This is a genomic window from Labilibaculum euxinicum (assembly GCF_009795715.1).
Taxonomy (GTDB): Bacteria; Bacteroidota; Bacteroidia; order Bacteroidales; family Marinifilaceae; genus Labilibaculum; species Labilibaculum euxinus.
The window spans coordinates 305,695-322,475 of record NZ_WTCR01000003.1; the positions used below are offsets into that span (position 1 = coordinate 305,695).

Consider the following 16,781-nt stretch of genomic DNA (forward strand, 5'->3'; position numbering starts at 1 on the left):
ATGACTAATAAGATTATTTTGCGTTTTTCGATATTTCTAATTGTTGTACTTGCTTCATTTTCGGCAATTGCACAAAACAGCCGGAGGGTTTATCAATCGCATAAAATGAATGGTAATCAGTTGGAGCTTATTACCAATGATGGGAATTATGAAATTCAGTTTTACAATCAAAACATTGTAGAAACGGCCTTTATCCCGAAAGGGGAAGCTGGAAAAGGAGAATCGACGGCTGTCGTTTTACAGCCAGAACAGACTTCTGTTACTTTGATTGAAAAAGGGAATGAATTGCAATTCCTGTCTGAGGGAATGAATGTAACAATTTCAAAATCTCCTTTTGATATCAGTTACAGCTACAAAGGCAGACAGTTGCTTTCTGAAAAAGAAGGATACGTAAAAACAGACAGCACCGAAAATATTGATTTTACAATTGATAAGGATGAAGTTTTATTTGGTGGAGGTGCACGTGTTTTGGGCATGAATCATCGCGGATACCGACTTCAATTATACAATCGGGCTCATTACGGATACGGAACTCATTCCGAATTGATGAATTACACCATGCCTTTGGTGATTTCTTCGAAAATGTATGCCGTTAATTTCGACAATGCACCCATTGGTTATTTGGACTTAGATAGTAAAAAAACAAATACCCTGCGATACGAAAGCATTAGTGGAAGAAAAGTATATCAAGTAATTGCTTCGGATACTTGGGAAGGTTTCACTTATGAATTTACAAATTTAACGGGCAGACAGCCCATGCTTCCCCGTTGGAGTTTTGGTAATTTCTCAAGCCGTTTTGGATATCATTCCGAAAGGGAATGCAGAGCAACGATCGATCAGTTTTTGAAAGACTCCATTCCTGTGGATGCGATTATTCTGGATTTGTTTTGGTTTGGAAAAGAGATGAAAGGCGAGATGGGAAATTTGGCATTTGAACGTGATTCGTTTCCAACGCCAGAGAAGATGATTGCCGATTTTGCGGAAAAAGGAGTTAAAACAATTTTAATTACGGAGCCATTCATCCTGACCACCTCAAAAAGATGGGACGAGGCCGTGAAGGAAGAAGTTTTGGGAACCGATTCGATTGGGAATCCTTATACTTACGATTTTTATTTTGGAAATACCGGCTTGGTGGATGTCTTTAAACCCAAAGCAATAGATTGGTTTTGGAATATTTACAAAGGATTGGCGAATAAAGGTATTGCCGGTTGGTGGGGCGATTTGGGTGAGCCGGAAGTACATCCTTCAGCATTGCAGCATGTAAACGGATTGGCCGATGAAGTGCACAATATTTACGGTCATTACTGGGCGAAATTGGTTTACGAAGGTTATCAGAAAGATTTTCCCAATCAGCGCCCGTTTATTTTGATGAGGGCAGGAGCTGTTGGCTCGCAGCGTTACGGAATGGTGCCCTGGACCGGCGATGTGAGTCGCTCGTGGGATGGATTAAAGCCACAAACCGAAATCTCATTGCAAATGGGATTGCAGGGAATTGCTTACATGCATTCCGACTTGGGCGGGTTTGCAGGTGATAATTTGGATGATGAGTTGTACACGCGCTGGTTGCAGTATGGTGTTTTTCAACCGATATTCCGCCCGCATGCACAAGAAGCAGTTCCTTCCGAACCAATATTTCGTGAGGCAAAAACCAAAGCCCTGGCAAAGAAATCAATTCAATTGAGATATCAGTTGATGCCGTACAATTATACGCTTGCATTTGATAATAACCGGACTGGTTTGCCGTTGATGCGTCCACTGTTTTTCGAAGAACAAAATAACAAAGAATTACTATCTGTTTCGGATACCTATATGTGGGGAGATGCATTTTTGGTATCGACCATTACCGATGCTGGCTTAAAAGAGAAAGAAGTTTATATGCCTGCTAATTCTGTTTGGTTCGATTTTGTATCCGAGAAGAAATACGAAGGTGGGAAAAACTATACGATATCAACAGAGGAAGATCATATTCCCGTATTTGTTCGCGGTGGTTCTTTCATTCCAATGATTAAAGGAATGTTGAATTCCAAAAACTATTCTCTTGAAAATATGGAATTGCATTACTATCACGATATGTCTGTTACTGCAGGTAAAGGACATTTGTACAACGATGATGGAGAAACATGTGATGCATTTGAAAAAGGAAAATACGAGCTGTTATCATTCTGTTCAGCATTTTCAAAATCGAAATTGAAGATTACTATTGCTACAGAAAAAGGAAGCAATTACAAGTCTTTAAATAAGAATGTCAATTGGGTTATTCACAATATAGATAAGGAACCCAAAAAAATATCCTTAGGAAAAAAATCTATTGATTTTATCTGGGATAAAGAATTAAAAACACTGCGGTTTAAAGGGAATGTATCAGAAGGGAATCAATCAGTAACAATAAAGTTAAGATAAGTCATTTCCTGCATGTGTTTAGAAAATCAGGTTTAATCATAAACAATCATATAAAAGCAGCGTCTAAAACTATTGAAACAATGAAGAAATTAGGATACAGCCTATTTGTAGTATTGCTTTTTTTGCTGTCGGCTTGTTCAACATCCGAAAAGCAAATTGCAGATGCCTACAAGCCATTTGTATGGGAGGGAGCTAACTTGTACTTTTTGCTGACAGATCGCTTTTGCAACGGAACTACAGACAACGATGTGAATTTTGAGCGTGAGTTGCCTACCGGAAAACTGAGAGGTTTTGAGGGGGGTGATATTAAGGGAATTACGCAGAAAATAAAAGAAAGATATTTTAATGATCTGGGAATAAACGCCATTTGGTTTACTCCGGTAACTGAGCAGATTCACGGATCGGTTGATGAGGGAACAGGCAATACGTATGGTTTTCACGGATATTGGGCCAAAGACTGGACTGCTTTGGATCCCAACTTCGGAACGATGGAAGACTTGGCTGAACTGGTAGAGACTGCTCATGCCAACGGAATTCGGATTGTTATGGATGCCGTGATTAATCACACCGGACCGGCAACAGAGACCGACCCGGCCTGGGAAAAAGAATGGGTGAGAACCGGACCAACCTGCACTTATCAGAACTTTGAAACTACCACAGAGTGTACGTTAACCAATAATCTGCCCGATATTAAAACCGAAAGCACACAGGAAGTGACTGTTCCTGCAAGTTTGGAGGAGAAATGGAAAAATGAAGGCAGGTATGAGCAGGAAATGAAAGAACTGGATGAGTTTTTTGCCCGCACGGGATATCCCCGTACCCCAAGATACTACATGATTAAATGGTTGTGCGATTACATCATTCAGTTTGGAATTGATGGTTACCGGTCCGATACAGTGAAGCATACTGATGAAACCGTTTGGGGAGATTTCCGCAAAGAGTGTGAATATGCATTTCAGCTTTGGAAGAAAAATAATCCTGAAAAAGTGATGGACAACAACGAATTTTATTCTGTTGCAGAAGTTTATGGATATGGTATCAGTAACAAATTTATTTACGATTTTGGCGATAAGCAGGTGAACTATTATGCCAATGGATTTACCGATTTAATCAATTTTGAATTCAAACACAACGCACTATCGGGCTACGAAGAATTGTTCTCGAAATATTCCGAAATATTAAATGGCGCCCTAAAAGGTTATGGAGTTTTAAATTACCTGACATCTCACGATGACGGATCACCTTTCGATCAGAAACGGGAAAAAAGTTTTGAATCGGCAAATAAATTATTGCTGTGCCCGGGAACTTCGCAAGTGTATTATGGTGATGAAACTGCCCGGCCATTGGTCATTGAAGGAACTGTTGGCGATGCAACTTTACGTTCGTTCATGAATTGGAAAGAAGTTGAAACCGATGAGCATGCACAAGCCGTATTGGCTCACTGGCAAAAGCTTGGCAAATTCCGAAGAGATCATCCGGCAGTAGGTGCAGGAGTTCATAAAATGATCTCAGAATCACCTTACCTGTTCAGCAGAACATATAACAATGCTGAATTGCAGGATCAGGTTTTTGTAGGATTGGATTTGCCAATAGGAGAAAAAGAATTGTCAATAGCAGATTTAGAGGACGGAACCAAATTGCGTGATGCTTATTCCGGGAAGAAAACAAAAGTGGAAAACGGAAAAATAAGCATCGATACCGAATACGATATTCTATTATTGGAGTTGTTGTAATTATTCATACAATCGCCCCAAACCCCTAAAGGGACTTTTTAAAAAATGTTAATGTAACAAATTGGGTAAAGTCCCCTTTAGGGGTCCCGAAAGCTTTCGGGATAGGGGTAAGGCTATAAAGATTTGAAACTAAAACATCACACAAACTAATCATCTAAACAAAATAGCAATGAAAAAATTTAATCACATTGTTCTGGGTTTGGCTTTGCTAACAGGAATGTTGGCATCCTGCCAAAATAAGCCGGCTAAAAAAGCTGTTGCTGAAGAAGTAAAAGTTGAAAAACCCCTTGCATGGACTCGTAATGCGAACATCTATGAAGTGAACATTCGTCAGTACACGCCTGAGGGAACGATCAATGCCTTTGTTGAACACATGCCTCGTTTAAAGGAAATGGGTGTTGATATTCTTTGGGTAATGCCTGTTTTCCCTATCTCCGAAAAAAATCGTAAAGGAAGCATGGGCAGCTATTATGCTGTATCAGATTACCGGGCAGTTAATCCTGAATTTGGAACTATGGATGATTTGAAAAACATGGTAAACAAAGCTCACGAAATGGGCATGCATGTTATTTTAGACTGGGTTGCCAATCATACTGGCTGGGACAATATTCTAATGACTGAGCATCCTGATTTTTACACAAAAAATGAAGCAGGAGAAATAGTTATTCCGGAAGGAACCGATTGGTCGGATACTGCAGACTTGAACTACGACAACAATGAACTGCGTGAGTACATGATCGGTTCATTAAAATATTGGATTGAGAATGCTGACGTTGATGGATTCCGATGCGATGTAGCAGGAATGGTTCCTACTGATTTTTGGGAGAAAGCCCGTAAAGATTTAGATGCAGTTAAGCCTGTATTCATGTTGGCCGAAGATGGCGGACCGGAATTGGTTCAAAATGCATTTGATATGTGTTATGGATGGGATTTTCATCATTTGATGAATGAGATTGCCAAAGGCGAGAAAAATGCCAACGATATTGAAGCATATTTCACCAAAATAGATACTGTTTTCCCGGCAGATTCTTACATCATGAATTTTATCACCAACCACGATGAAAACTCTTGGAACGGTACCGTTAAAGAAAGAATGGGCAATGCAGGAAATACTTTTGCAGTATTAACTTTCACCATGCCTGGAATGCCGTTGATTTACAGCGGACAGGAAGCAGGAATGGACAAGCGGTTGAAATTTTTCGAAAAAGATGATATCGATTGGAGCAACAAAAGCTTATTGCCATTCTATACACAATTACTTAGCCTGAAAAGCACAAACAAAGCTCTTCAAAATGGAGTGAAAGGTGGTGAGATTGTTCGTATTCCTTCCGACAAGAACGAAGCTGTTTATGCATTTGCCCGCGAAGCAGAAGGCGATAAAGTACTGGTGGTATTGAATCTGACTGCCGACGCTCAGGAATTTACACTTGCGTCAGAAGTACTGGCAGGCGATTACAAAGACTACTTTAGCAAGGAAGAGGTGAAATTCTCAGCAAAAGAGAAAATGTCTCTTAAAGCTTGGGAATACAAAGTGTACGTAAAATAAGCAAGACCGATTTCCGATGTTTCGGAAACCAGATACCCCAGCGAAAAGCCGTTCATCTGAACGGCTTTTCCTATTTAGTGTGATTTTTAAGGCAATTCAAAAATAAGTTTGGCGGATATCTGGCGCAAGCCAGGCAATCAAAAATAAGTTTGGTGGGTATCTGGCGCAATCCAGGCAGTCAAAAAATAGTTTGGTGATCATCTGGCACAAGCCAGTCAGTCAAAAAAAAGTTTGGCGGTCATCTGGCACAATCCAGGCAGTCAAAAAATAGTTTGGAGCTAGGCTGGCGCAATTTAGACGATCAAAAAAAAGTTTGGCGGTCGTCTGGCGCGGGCCAGGCAGTCAAAAATTGATACTGTCTCAGTTGATGCTGTTTTGGTTGAGTACATCCATAACCATGCTTTTGTAATTTCGGCCAATTGGGATGTATTTTTGTTCGACTTGAACAAGGCTTGAAGTGAAACTTTCAATTTTGTCGATCGCAATAATAAATGATCTGTGTATTCTTAGGAAATTTGTTTCGGGCAGCTTTTCCTCAATGTTACTAATGGTGTTAAGAGTAACAATTTCCTGTCCGTTTTCCTGATAAATACTTACATAGTTTCGCAGGCTTTCAATGTAAAGGATTTCATTTAAGAAAACTTTTACCATTTTCTTTTCGGATTTCACGAATATAAATGCTTGATCGGTGTTGCTTTGTTCCTTTTTTTCGGGAATCTGATAATCGTGTTTTTTGAGCTTGAAATATCTGTTTACAGCTTTAATAAAGCGTTCGAAAGGAATTGGTTTGATTAAATAATCCAAGGCTTCCAGATCATAACTTTCCAAGGCATATTCTGAATAAGCAGTAGTGAAAATTACTGTTGGAGGATTGGAAATATTTCGCAGCAATTGAATTCCTGTTAATCCCGGCATTTGAATGTCCAGAAAAAGCAAATCAATTTTTTTGCTGTTTAAAACAGATAAAGCCTCAACTGCACTTTTGCATCTTCCTTCCAATTGCAAATAGTCTATTCTCTTGATATATGCCTCCATTACATCCAAAGCAAGATCTTCATCATCAACTAGTAAACATTTTACTTTCATATAATTATAATTTGTTTTTGATTTGCCATATGGTCCCGAAAGCTTTCGGGATTACCATGCTGAGACAATCATCTCTCTGTCTGTCAAAATCATTTTGGCATGGACGTTTCATAGCAATTGCAAATTTAAATGGACATTGTACGATTCCCCGGTACGATTAATTTTAAGCTCATGCTTTTCAGGATAGATTAAAGATAATCTCCTTTTTACATTTTGCAAACCAATACCACCTACCACAGCATCTTGATTGGAGCTTACTTTCGGAATGCTGTTTTCAATTTTCAGAACCAGTTTATTTGCCTTACTTCCAAGCTCGATGGTGATCCATGCATTTTTATCCAATCCTTTGGTACTGTGTTTAAAGCTGTTCTCAATAAATGGCAGAATGATCATTGGAGCAATGTGATTGCTGTCCAAATTACCCCAAATATTCAAACTTATATCAATCCGATTTCCATATCTTATTTTTTCCAAGTCAATATAACTCTTGATGCTATCCACTTCTTTGCGTAAGTCTACCTGAGTAGAATTGGTTTCGTAAAGCATGTACCGCAGTAAATCCGATAGTTTAAGAATCACATCAAGTGATTGATCAGACTTTTTTAATATCAGTGAATACAAACTGTTTAGAGTATTGAAAAGAAAATGAGGTTGAACCTGATTTTTTAAAAAGATTAATTCAGCCTCTAACTTTTCTTTGGCCAGAATCTGTTCGTTCTGCTGAACTTTTGCTAAATATTCCATCAGTTTTACTGTCATGGGTAAGGCAAGTACAGCACCTAAATTAACAGCCCCCCGAACTATTTGAGTGAGAGAAAAGGTAGATTCTTTTTGCCATTCAGGAAAAAAGAAATCAACAATAATCAGGTTATCGGTTATGCGTTGAATAAAGGCGGCAAAACCGATTAGGATAAGGAAATAAAAAAGGAACTGCCAAATTTCCCCTTTGTATAAAAACCTTGGATACAAGTAGTAAATAACAGCATAAACCAAGAGTATTTTTACCGGTAGATTGATTAGTTCGACCTTTACTGTTTTGATATAATTTGCATCGAATGTGCCCCATGCGTAAGCAAAGAAAAGTACAAATATGATCCAGTAAGTAAGGTGCTGAACAAGTCTGTTATTTACGACTTTGGAAAGCCAGCTATTCTCAGGGGTGATGATCTGCATTTTTGTAAAGATAAATATTCCGAAACTACATATGTAAGGCATTTTACAAATATTCGCTGGATATAAAGGGAGTATTGGATATAAAACCTGCTTTTTATTACCAACTACCATTTTTATGGGATGTTTGCAAACAAGAACATTGTACAGTAATCCGCAGGATTAGTTATACTGTTTGCAGTATTTATTTGCATCTCATTCAGGGGATTGGTTACTTGAACTAAAATCATATGAAACGTTCATATATAAAGCTTTCTGGATCATATAACAAAAACTTAAAATTATAAACAGATGAAAAGAATACTCATGATTTTTTTAACCGTATTGCTGATAGGAAGCAGTTCGGTATATGCAAAATACAAAATTGATCATTTGGAGCCTGCGTTTTGGTGGACCGGCATGAAGAATACGAGCCTGCAACTGTTGATTCATGGCGAGAATATTGCCGATTTAAAACCTGAGGTAAATTATGCCGGTGTCAGCATTATGAAGGTAAGCAGAGTGTCGAATGAAAACTATCTGTTTGTTGATTTAAAATTGAGTGAAATCACAAAAGCCGGAAGTTTTGATATCCTTTTTAAAAAAGGAGCGAAAACCATCCTAAAATACAAGTATCAGTTGCTCGAACGAAAAGAAGGTTCTGCCGAACGTTTAAGCTACACTCCTGCGGATGTGATGTACCTGATTACGCCGGATCGGTTTGCCAATGGCAATATGGCGAACGATAATGTAGAAGGATTACCTGAAGGTTTGGATCGTGAGCAAAAAGATGGTCGTCACGGTGGAGATATTCAGGGAATTATTGATCATTTGGATTACATTTCCGATATGGGATTTACGTCCATTTGGTCGACTCCATTGCTGGAGAATAATCAAACTTCTTATTCTTATCATGGTTATGCCATAACCAACTATTATCAAATTGACCCACGCTTTGGAACAAATGAGGATTACTGTAAATTTTCGAAACAGGCAAAGAAGAAAGGAATAGGAATCATCATGGATATTGTTTTGAACCATTGCGGTTCTGAACATTGGTGGATGAAGGATCTGCCTTCAACGGATTGGATCAATAACGAAGGGGAATTTACAAGTTGTACTCACAAGCGAACTACAGTTCAGGATCAATATGCATCGAAAGAGGATTTGAAACAGTTTTCTGATGGTTGGTTTGTAGAAAGCATGCCCGATTTGAATCAGCGCAACGAGTTCATGTCAAAATACTTGATTCAAAATACCATTTGGTGGATAGAATATGCCGACTTATATGGACTCCGTGTAGATACTTATCCATATTCGGACTCTGAATTTTTGATTGAATGGACCCGTAGAATTTTGGAAGAATATCCAAACCTAAATATTGTTGGCGAGGAGTGGAGTACCAATCCAGCTGTTGTATCCTATTGGCAAAAGGGGAAAGAAAACAAAAATGGTTATGTTTCCAACCTGCCAAGTTTAATGGATTTCCCCTTGCAAAATGCAATGGTGGAAGGTTTAACTGAAGAAGATACCTGGGGGACAGGACTCATCAAATTGTACGAGATATTGGTGAATGATGTGCAATATCCAAATCCAAATAATTTGGTCATCTTTCCTGATAACCATGATATGGCCCGAGTTTTTAATCAGTTGAATAAAGATTACGATTTGTATCGAATGGCAATGACTTACGTTCTTACGATGAGAGGAATTCCTCAAATTTATTATGGTACAGAGGTTTTAGCAAACAGCGATGCTGGAGGTGATCATGGATTGCTGCGTATGGATTTCCCCGGAGGATGGGAAGGCGATGAAGTGAATGCTTTTACAGGAAAGGGCCTGAGCACACAAGAAAAAGAAGCTCAGGATTTTTTAAAGAAATTATTAAATTGGAGAAAGACCAGTACCGTTATTCATAAAGGAAAGTTGATGCATTATACCCCTGAACATGGAATATACAGCTACTTCCGGTATACCGATAAAGGAAAAGTAATGGTGATTTTGAATAAGAATACTGAATCGGTTCACTTGCAAACAGAACGATATCATGAAATGCTGAATGGGAATGAGACAGCAAAAGATATTATCTCAGGCAAAATAGTTCAACTGAATCAGGGCATAGAAGTTCCGGCTCGATCGGCAATTATTTTGGAGATAAAGTAAGAGTAAATTAGAATTAGTTAATGGCCGCGGATAGTTTCCGTGGCTTTTTGGGCCGGTTGGTTTCGGGTTCCTAAATACCGGTTTTTATTGCGGTATAAAATAGGGTGTAGGCAAACGACCATGCAATTTGAGAGAGGAGTAAATACAGATAGCTGATTTTCCGATGCCCGTAATATTTGGTGTTTAAAAAAACACCAATAGGAATCGACAGAAGTACTGGGGTGAGGATTGCAATACCTGCCAATCCGTAATTGTTCTTTAAAACGACTAAACGTCTGTTTCTTTTGGTGAATTTTTTTTGGATTTTCTTTTTTGATTTGAACAGATCTGACCCATATACATTAAATAGTTTGATTAAACCTTTCGAAACCAAAGTAGAGATCAGAATGCCAATGAATCCACCGATATTTGTGTACAAGATGGTTTCATAAAACGACATCTGAAAAACATAGACCGCAACGGGAAAGGTTGCTGCAAATTTCCAGGTACTCGAAAGAATAATCAGGAGCGCTTTCATTGGAAGATAGGAATAGTGAATCAGTTAGGAGCAAAGTATCTTAGTTTAAAGGTCAGAATAGAGAGTCGTAACTCCTACAGATACATGATCTCTCTATTTAAGCGGTATTTCAATTTAGAGTTAATGAATTTGCCTGTGTGCTTGGATTGTTATGCTTTGAATATCCTGCAAGTTATGAAATTAGCCAATGAAAGCGTCTTTTTTTCCGTAACTTACAGGGGATAAAGAAGGATTTTCGTTAAAAACTTACTGTTGTAATGGATAAAAAAATAAGTTTTTGGGCACCTCTTGACAATGCAGCAAAAATATTTCCAGCCATACGCTCAAAAGAACATTCTACAGTTGCACGAATTACCGCAGTTCTTAACGAGCGGGTTGCCATTAAACACCTTTTTTCGGCGATTGAACTGGCCGAAAAAAGATTCCCTTATTTTAAAGTAAGTCTTCGGAAAGGATTTTTCTGGTATTACCTGGAGCAGATTGATGATCCCGTTAAAGTGACAGGAGATACTGGTCGGCTTTGTCAGGCATTCGACAGGAAGGATTCAAATAAGCTTCTCTTTCGTATTTTGGTTCGTAAGAATGAAATCAGTGTTGAGTTTTCCCATATTCTTACCGATGGAGCTGGCCTGCTGCAATTTCTTAAGGCAATTCTGATTTATTACTTTAATGAAAAAGGAATGATTCCTGAGGAGCAGATAGATCCGTTTTATACAAGCAAAGCCAATCCCGAAGAATTCGAAGATGCTTACAACCGATACTTCAAAGAGAAAATACCACACGTAATCCGTCAGCAAAAAGCTTTTCATTTGCCTTTTGATTTGAATCCCAAACCCCGTTTTGATGTGCTTTTGGCAATGATTTCAACCAAAGAATTGAAGGAGAGAGCAAGCGAAAAATCGGTTAGTATTACCATTTTTCTGGTGGCCGTTTATCTTTTGGTGCTTCAGGATATTTTTCATGAATGTAAGGTTAAAGGAAAAGGAGTTCGTCGTAAATTGGCCAGAATTCAGGTTCCGATCAATTTGCGGAACATCTATCCAACGAAAACCATGCGGAATTTTTCTCTTTTTGTTTTACCGGAACTGGACTTTAGATTGGGACTGTACTCCTTCGATGAAATAGTGAAGATCGTGCATCATAAAATGGAATTGGAGACTGATGAAAAGCTCATCAGTAAAATTATATCGCGTAACGTTGGCGGCGAACGAAATGTTTTTGTGAGAAGTATCCCCATTCTGTTAAAGAGCCTTGTTTTGTATGCCAAGTATTATGCCGAAGGAGCCAATCAATTTAGTGGGGTGGTAACTAATTTGGGAAATACGAAAGTACCCGATGCCATAGCCGATCAAATAAACTATTTTGTGATAACACCGCCGCCACCCAATAAAAAAGTGAAGATCAATTGCGGAGTGATTGGATACAAAGACAAACTGGTTTTGAGTTTTGGCAACATAAGCAATTCAAAGGAGTTTGAACGTCGGTTTCTGCGATTTCTTGTTGAGCAAAATGTGAAGGTTAAAATTTTAAATACATATCATGAACAGCGAGATGAATTACTGTAATAAATGTGGAGTTGAACTGGATGTCAATATGAATTTTTGTCCGTTGTGTGGTTTATCTATTGGAGAAAAATCGGGAGCAGACGAACTTTCCACATCCCAACAAAAGCTCGAAAAGGATAAGATCATTGATGATTTTGAAAAACTGACCAAAGCGCAGAGGCGTAAATTATTTTGGGAATTATCAAACATCATTCTCTTCTCGGGCATCTTGGTTACGGTTACGCTGAATCTTTTTTTGAACAAAAGCATTACCTGGTCAAGTTATAGTACTGTGGCCTCTTTGGCTGTACTTGCCAACATCAGTGTCTTTTCCTTTTGGCGGCATCGAATGCTGATAATAGTGCTTGGAAGTCTTGTTTCAACTTCGCTTCTTCTTATTTTATTGGATTTGTTTAGCACCAATGTTGGTTGGGGAATCAAACTGGGTATTCCCATTCTGTTGTCATTCTATATTTTGTTATTGCTTGTAATTTGGTTGATACGTATCTCAAAACAACGGGGTTTTAATATTTTGGCGATTATCTTTTTGGCAATTGGTCTCTTCTCAATCTGTGTTGATGGTTTTGTTTCGCTCTATTTCGTTCATCAGTTTCAGATCAGATGGAGCATTATTGTGGTAACCTCAATGATTCCAATTTCAGCACTTCTCTTTTATGTTCATTATCGATTGAAAAAAGGAGTCGATTTAAGAAGATTCTTTCACATTTAAAACCAAGCGAATAACTCACTCCAAAGATCTCTCATAAGAACAAAATAGAGCAGGAAACTTCCGATCCATCCATGGGCAATGCCTATGGCCCAAAGATTTCTCCATTTAAAGTAAGCCAGCAAAAATATGGCTTCCATTGCAAAGACGAAAATCATTAAAAAGTAATTGGTATAGTGCACCAAACCGAAAAGTGTTGAGATCAAAAAAATAAGAACATATTTATTGATGCTGGGTTTTGTCAATGAAATCAGATTATTGGTAATCAGTCCGAGCATTAAATATTGTTGAACAATTCCCCAAATGGGATACAGGCAAATAATCGGCAATATATGCCAGGTAAATGTAAGAGAATGATTGAAATGAGCATAAATCAGGGAAACCGAGATGCTAACCACAACAAGAGGAAGCAGAAAGACCATTGAGCGTTTAAAATTATTTTTGGTAAATCCCCAGTGGCTCAGAACATCTCTATTGCTTGAATATCGAAAGAGAATATAAGCACCCCAAAAAATGCAGATGCCGGCAATGTAAATGGCCCGCATCAGCAACCAGTCCATCAGGATGTATTTTAGGATGCCGGTTAGGATTACGGCAATCAATTCGATACGAGGGTAATTCGTAATTCTTAGGATTTTATTTGTCGGTCTGTTCAGTAATACGTGCATAAACAGTTTTTAATCCTCCTCTTTTGGTTTCCGTGGCAATACCTCTTCGGGAAATGGGAACAGAATGGTCGAATTCTTTTCCGAAGCAATATTGGCAAGTGTTTGGTAGAGTCGTAATTTAATAGCCGATGGCGATTGATCAATCAATTTACCTGCGGCCAATAAATTTGCAGCGGCTTGTTCTTCAGCCAATGCAAGAATAATCCGTGCTCTTCTGGAGCGTTCTGCTTCGGCCTGATTGGCCATCATGCGCCTCATGTTCTCGGGCAACTGAATGTCTTTAATTTTCACATCGATAATTACAATTCCCCATACTGCGGTTTCTTTCTCTACAATAGTTTTGATATTTTTTCCCATTTCTTCTCGTTTTGATAAGATGGTATCCAGTTCCACCTTACCACACACATCGCGCAAGGCCGCCTGTGCCAACTGAGAGATGGCAAATTTGTATTCTTCCACTTCCAAAACCGCCTTTTCGGGATCGTTGATTTGAAAAAACACGACACCATCTATACTGCATGGTACATTGTCTTCGGTCATCACTTCCTGAGAGTCGATATTGATGGTGATCACACGAATGTCAACAATGTTAATGGTTTCAACAATGGGAATAATCCATCTAAAACCAGGTTGCAATATTTTGATGTATTTTCCGAATCGGAATTTTAAGGCTCTTTTGTATTCGAAAATTACACGGATTCCGGCCAACAGAAAAAAGATAACGGCGACACTAAAAACGAAGAAAAAATTCATGGCGTGTGATTTTATTTGAGGTGAAAAACGATATCCGCAACTTAATATTGGAGAGCAGGACTAAAAGAATTGTTATTCTTTGCATGTGAGTGGTTTACATCAATTTACGAAAAATTAGGACGGGGGGCAAAATTAGATGACACTGAAACATACAATACTTCATGCGTCTCTTTCTCTCGTATGAGATATTTTTTCCGGTACGAATATCCTTTTGTTTAAAAGAGAGAAGGATTATTTCTTTTCTATTGTTTGATTCAAATCAAAATCAAACAGTTTCTGTCAAATTCTCAATGTAAGAATAACTTACTACACTTATTATGATGTTAATCTATAGATGCTGTTGTTTTATAAACTAAAATTTCCAATATGTGTTTATAAACAATGGTTTATTGGAATACCGGATAGCGTATTATTAGTAATTTTGAACTTGTCATCAAGTGATTTTAGCTATTATAGTAAATGAGAATGAATAATATTACGCAACGAATTTTGGTTTTTGTTTCCGGGCTTTTCATAATGGCTTTTGGGGTAGCATTATCAGTAAAAGCGAATCTGGGAGTCTCACCTATTTCATGTATCCCATACATTTACAGTTTAAGGTATCCGCTGACAATGGGAGAGATGACTATTATTTTCAACGTTTTTCTGATCCTATTGCAAATTCTCCTATTACGTCGAAAATATCGTTTGTTTCAATTAATACAACTTCCAGTCGTATTTGTATTTGGTTTTTTTACTGATTTCACCCTTTATTTAGTTGCAGATATTACTTTATCAGGATACGGTTGGCAGGGATTGTTGTGTATGCTCAGTTGTGTAGTGATTGCATTTGGTGTATTTCTGGAAGTAAAAGCGGGCATCACCTATTTGCCAGGAGAAGGTTTGGCCATGGCCATAGCCGAAACATGGAAAAAGGAGTTTGGGAAAGCTAAAATTTGGGTTGACAGTTTAATGGTTATTGCAGGAATATTAAGTTCTTTTGCATTGATTCACCATTTGCAGGGAGTGAGGGAAGGAACTATTGTTGCAGCTTTATTGGTTGGTTATCTGGCAAGACTATATAGTCGTAAACTACCGTTTTTCGATGTTTGGTTGGGCAATAAGCCACAAGAGAAAGAAAAGTCTGTAACTCCTGTTCAAGTACCAAATAAAAAATTAATTATTACCATATCCCGGGAATATGGCAGCGGAGGACATGAGATTGGACAGTTGATTGCAAAAGAACTGGGATTTTCTTTTTACGATAAAGAGTTGATTCAATTAACTACCGAGCAAAGTGGGTTCACAACTCAATATATTGAGGAGCACGAACAGAAACTGGCGCATTCTCTGTTGTATGATCTTTATGAACAGAACTATGCTTATTTAAATGAACAGCAGCCTCCTCTCGATGTGCTGTTTTTAGCGCAAAGCAAAATAATTCGTGAAATATGTGAGAAAGAATCTTGTGTTATTGTTGGGCGGTGCGCCAACTTTGTGTTAAAGGATCATCCTGATTGTTTTACTGTATTTATACATGCAGGCAATGAATACCGAAAAAATAAAATTGTTGAAGAATATGACTTGGAGGCTCGGGTAACAGATCAATTATTAGAAAAGGCAGATCGCGAACGGGCTAACTATTGCAGCCATTTTACGGGTAAAAATTGGAACAATGCAAAAAATTATCATTTAGCTGTTAATAGCTCACATTATAGATCAGAGAAAGTTGCCCGGATGATTATTGAGGCAGTAAGAGAAAAAATTCCCAAGAAGTAGTTTATGGATCAGCTAAGTAGAATAAAAAAGAGCATTGACTCAATTGTTTCGTTAACAGATGAGGAATTATTGATATTCTCTTCTTGTCTGGAAGTGAAAGCCATCAATAAAAATGAACTCTTTTTACAGGAAGGGAAGGTGTGTGATTTTATCGGGTTTGTCAATTTTGGAATGTTGATTTATTTCAAAACCTTGGAAAATGGCAACGAACTGACAACAGATTTTGCATTTGAAGGCGATTGGGTAACGATTAACGAAAGCCGTTTGAGTAATTTGCCGTCATTAATCAATATTAAGGCCATCGAAAACTCTGAATTGTTAGTGATTAAACAGCAGGATTTATCCAGGCTATATATAAAAATTCCGAAATTGGAGCGTCTGGGCCGAATCTTAATGGAACAATCATTTGTGAAGATTGCTCAGCAGAGTATCGATTTGCAAGTGCTTTCGGCAAAGGAGCGATATGAAAGCTTATTGTGCAATCATCCTGAAATCTTTCAAAAGGTGCCGCAATACCATATTGCCAATTATTTGGGTATTGCTCCAAAGTCGTTAAGCCGAATTCGCAAAGAATTTTTTCAGTAAATCAATTTGGTAACAATTGCGGAGGGATCTCACTTCCTTATATGCCGATATTTGTATCGTAAACAGTAACACTTTATGATATAACGAGCATGATAAATTTAGGATTCAAATTCACAAACAGGAGGCTGATTAAATTTATTTGCGGGTTTTAT

Annotated in this window: 13 protein-coding genes; 8 read left to right on the forward strand and 5 right to left on the reverse strand. The window is 38.1% G+C overall.

Features of this window, described 5'->3' with window-relative positions; translation table 11 throughout:
* From GQR60_RS05100 to GQR60_RS05110, 3 genes are all read left to right on the forward strand, one after another.
* Positions 1-2,400: a glycoside hydrolase family 31 protein gene (locus GQR60_RS05100; protein ID WP_124991893.1), complete on the forward strand. Its 2,400-nt coding sequence runs from the start codon at positions 1-3 to the stop codon at positions 2,398-2,400.
* Positions 2,401-2,480: 80 nt separating this feature from the next.
* A complete protein-coding gene (locus GQR60_RS05105; RefSeq protein WP_124991894.1) occupies positions 2,481-4,133 on the forward strand; it encodes an alpha-amylase family glycosyl hydrolase in 1,653 nt (550 codons plus the stop codon).
* A gap of 169 nt (positions 4,134-4,302) precedes the next feature.
* Complete coding sequence (locus GQR60_RS05110; RefSeq protein ID WP_124991895.1) at positions 4,303-5,679, forward strand: alpha-amylase family glycosyl hydrolase; 1,377 nt, start codon at positions 4,303-4,305, stop codon at positions 5,677-5,679.
* A gap of 360 nt (positions 5,680-6,039) precedes the next feature.
* Here GQR60_RS05110 and GQR60_RS05115 read toward each other — a convergent pair whose 3' ends face one another.
* Together GQR60_RS05115 and GQR60_RS05120 are read right to left on the reverse strand one after the other, a co-directional pair.
* Positions 6,040-6,765, reverse strand: a complete 726-nt coding sequence (locus GQR60_RS05115) for a LytR/AlgR family response regulator transcription factor (RefSeq protein WP_124991896.1) — start codon at positions 6,763-6,765, stop codon at positions 6,040-6,042.
* A gap of 108 nt (positions 6,766-6,873) precedes the next feature.
* Complete coding sequence (locus GQR60_RS05120; protein ID WP_160463416.1) at positions 6,874-7,938, reverse strand: sensor histidine kinase; 1,065 nt, start codon at positions 7,936-7,938, stop codon at positions 6,874-6,876.
* Between the two features lie 288 nt (positions 7,939-8,226).
* On the opposite strand from GQR60_RS05120, the gene GQR60_RS05125 reads away from it, so the two are divergent.
* A complete protein-coding gene (locus GQR60_RS05125; protein WP_124991898.1) occupies positions 8,227-10,077 on the forward strand; it encodes a glycoside hydrolase family 13 protein in 1,851 nt (616 codons plus the stop codon).
* A gap of 70 nt (positions 10,078-10,147) precedes the next feature.
* Here the strand turns inward: GQR60_RS05125 and GQR60_RS05130 are convergent, their stop codons facing one another.
* Positions 10,148-10,594, reverse strand: a complete 447-nt coding sequence (locus GQR60_RS05130; RefSeq protein WP_124991899.1) for a hypothetical protein — start codon at positions 10,592-10,594, stop codon at positions 10,148-10,150.
* Positions 10,595-10,851: 257 nt separating this feature from the next.
* Here GQR60_RS05130 and GQR60_RS05135 point away from each other — a divergent pair, with 257 nt between their 5' ends.
* Both GQR60_RS05135 and GQR60_RS05140 read left to right on the forward strand, forming a co-directional pair.
* On the forward strand, positions 10,852-12,159 hold the full coding sequence (locus tag GQR60_RS05135; protein WP_124991900.1) for a hypothetical protein: 1,308 nt from the start codon (positions 10,852-10,854) through the stop codon (positions 12,157-12,159).
* The gene (locus GQR60_RS05140; RefSeq protein WP_124991901.1) at positions 12,134-12,868 is read left to right on the forward strand and encodes a DUF6320 domain-containing protein; all 735 of its coding nucleotides are present in this window, start codon (positions 12,134-12,136) and stop codon (positions 12,866-12,868) included. Before GQR60_RS05135 ends, GQR60_RS05140 begins: the two co-directional genes overlap by 26 nt.
* Here the strand turns inward: GQR60_RS05140 and GQR60_RS05145 are convergent.
* Positions 12,865-13,533 carry a CPBP family glutamic-type intramembrane protease gene (locus tag GQR60_RS05145; RefSeq protein WP_124991902.1) on the reverse strand — a complete coding sequence of 223 codons (669 nt, stop codon included), beginning with the start codon at positions 13,531-13,533 and terminating at the stop codon, positions 12,865-12,867. The two genes, GQR60_RS05140 and GQR60_RS05145, sit on opposite strands and share 4 nt — an antisense overlap.
* Positions 13,534-13,542: 9 nt before the next feature.
* On the reverse strand, positions 13,543-14,286 hold the full coding sequence (locus tag GQR60_RS05150; RefSeq protein WP_124991903.1) for a slipin family protein: 744 nt from the start codon (positions 14,284-14,286) through the stop codon (positions 13,543-13,545).
* Between the two features lie 465 nt (positions 14,287-14,751).
* Between GQR60_RS05150 and GQR60_RS05155 the strand changes: the two genes are divergently transcribed.
* Entirely contained in the window at positions 14,752-16,044 is a 1,293-nt protein-coding gene (locus GQR60_RS05155) for a cytidylate kinase family protein (RefSeq protein WP_225441345.1), read from the forward strand.
* A 3-nt stretch (positions 16,045-16,047) separates the two neighbouring features.
* The gene (locus tag GQR60_RS05160; RefSeq protein WP_124991905.1) at positions 16,048-16,629 is read left to right on the forward strand and encodes a Crp/Fnr family transcriptional regulator; all 582 of its coding nucleotides are present in this window, start codon (positions 16,048-16,050) and stop codon (positions 16,627-16,629) included.
* Positions 16,630-16,781 lie beyond the last annotated feature (152 nt).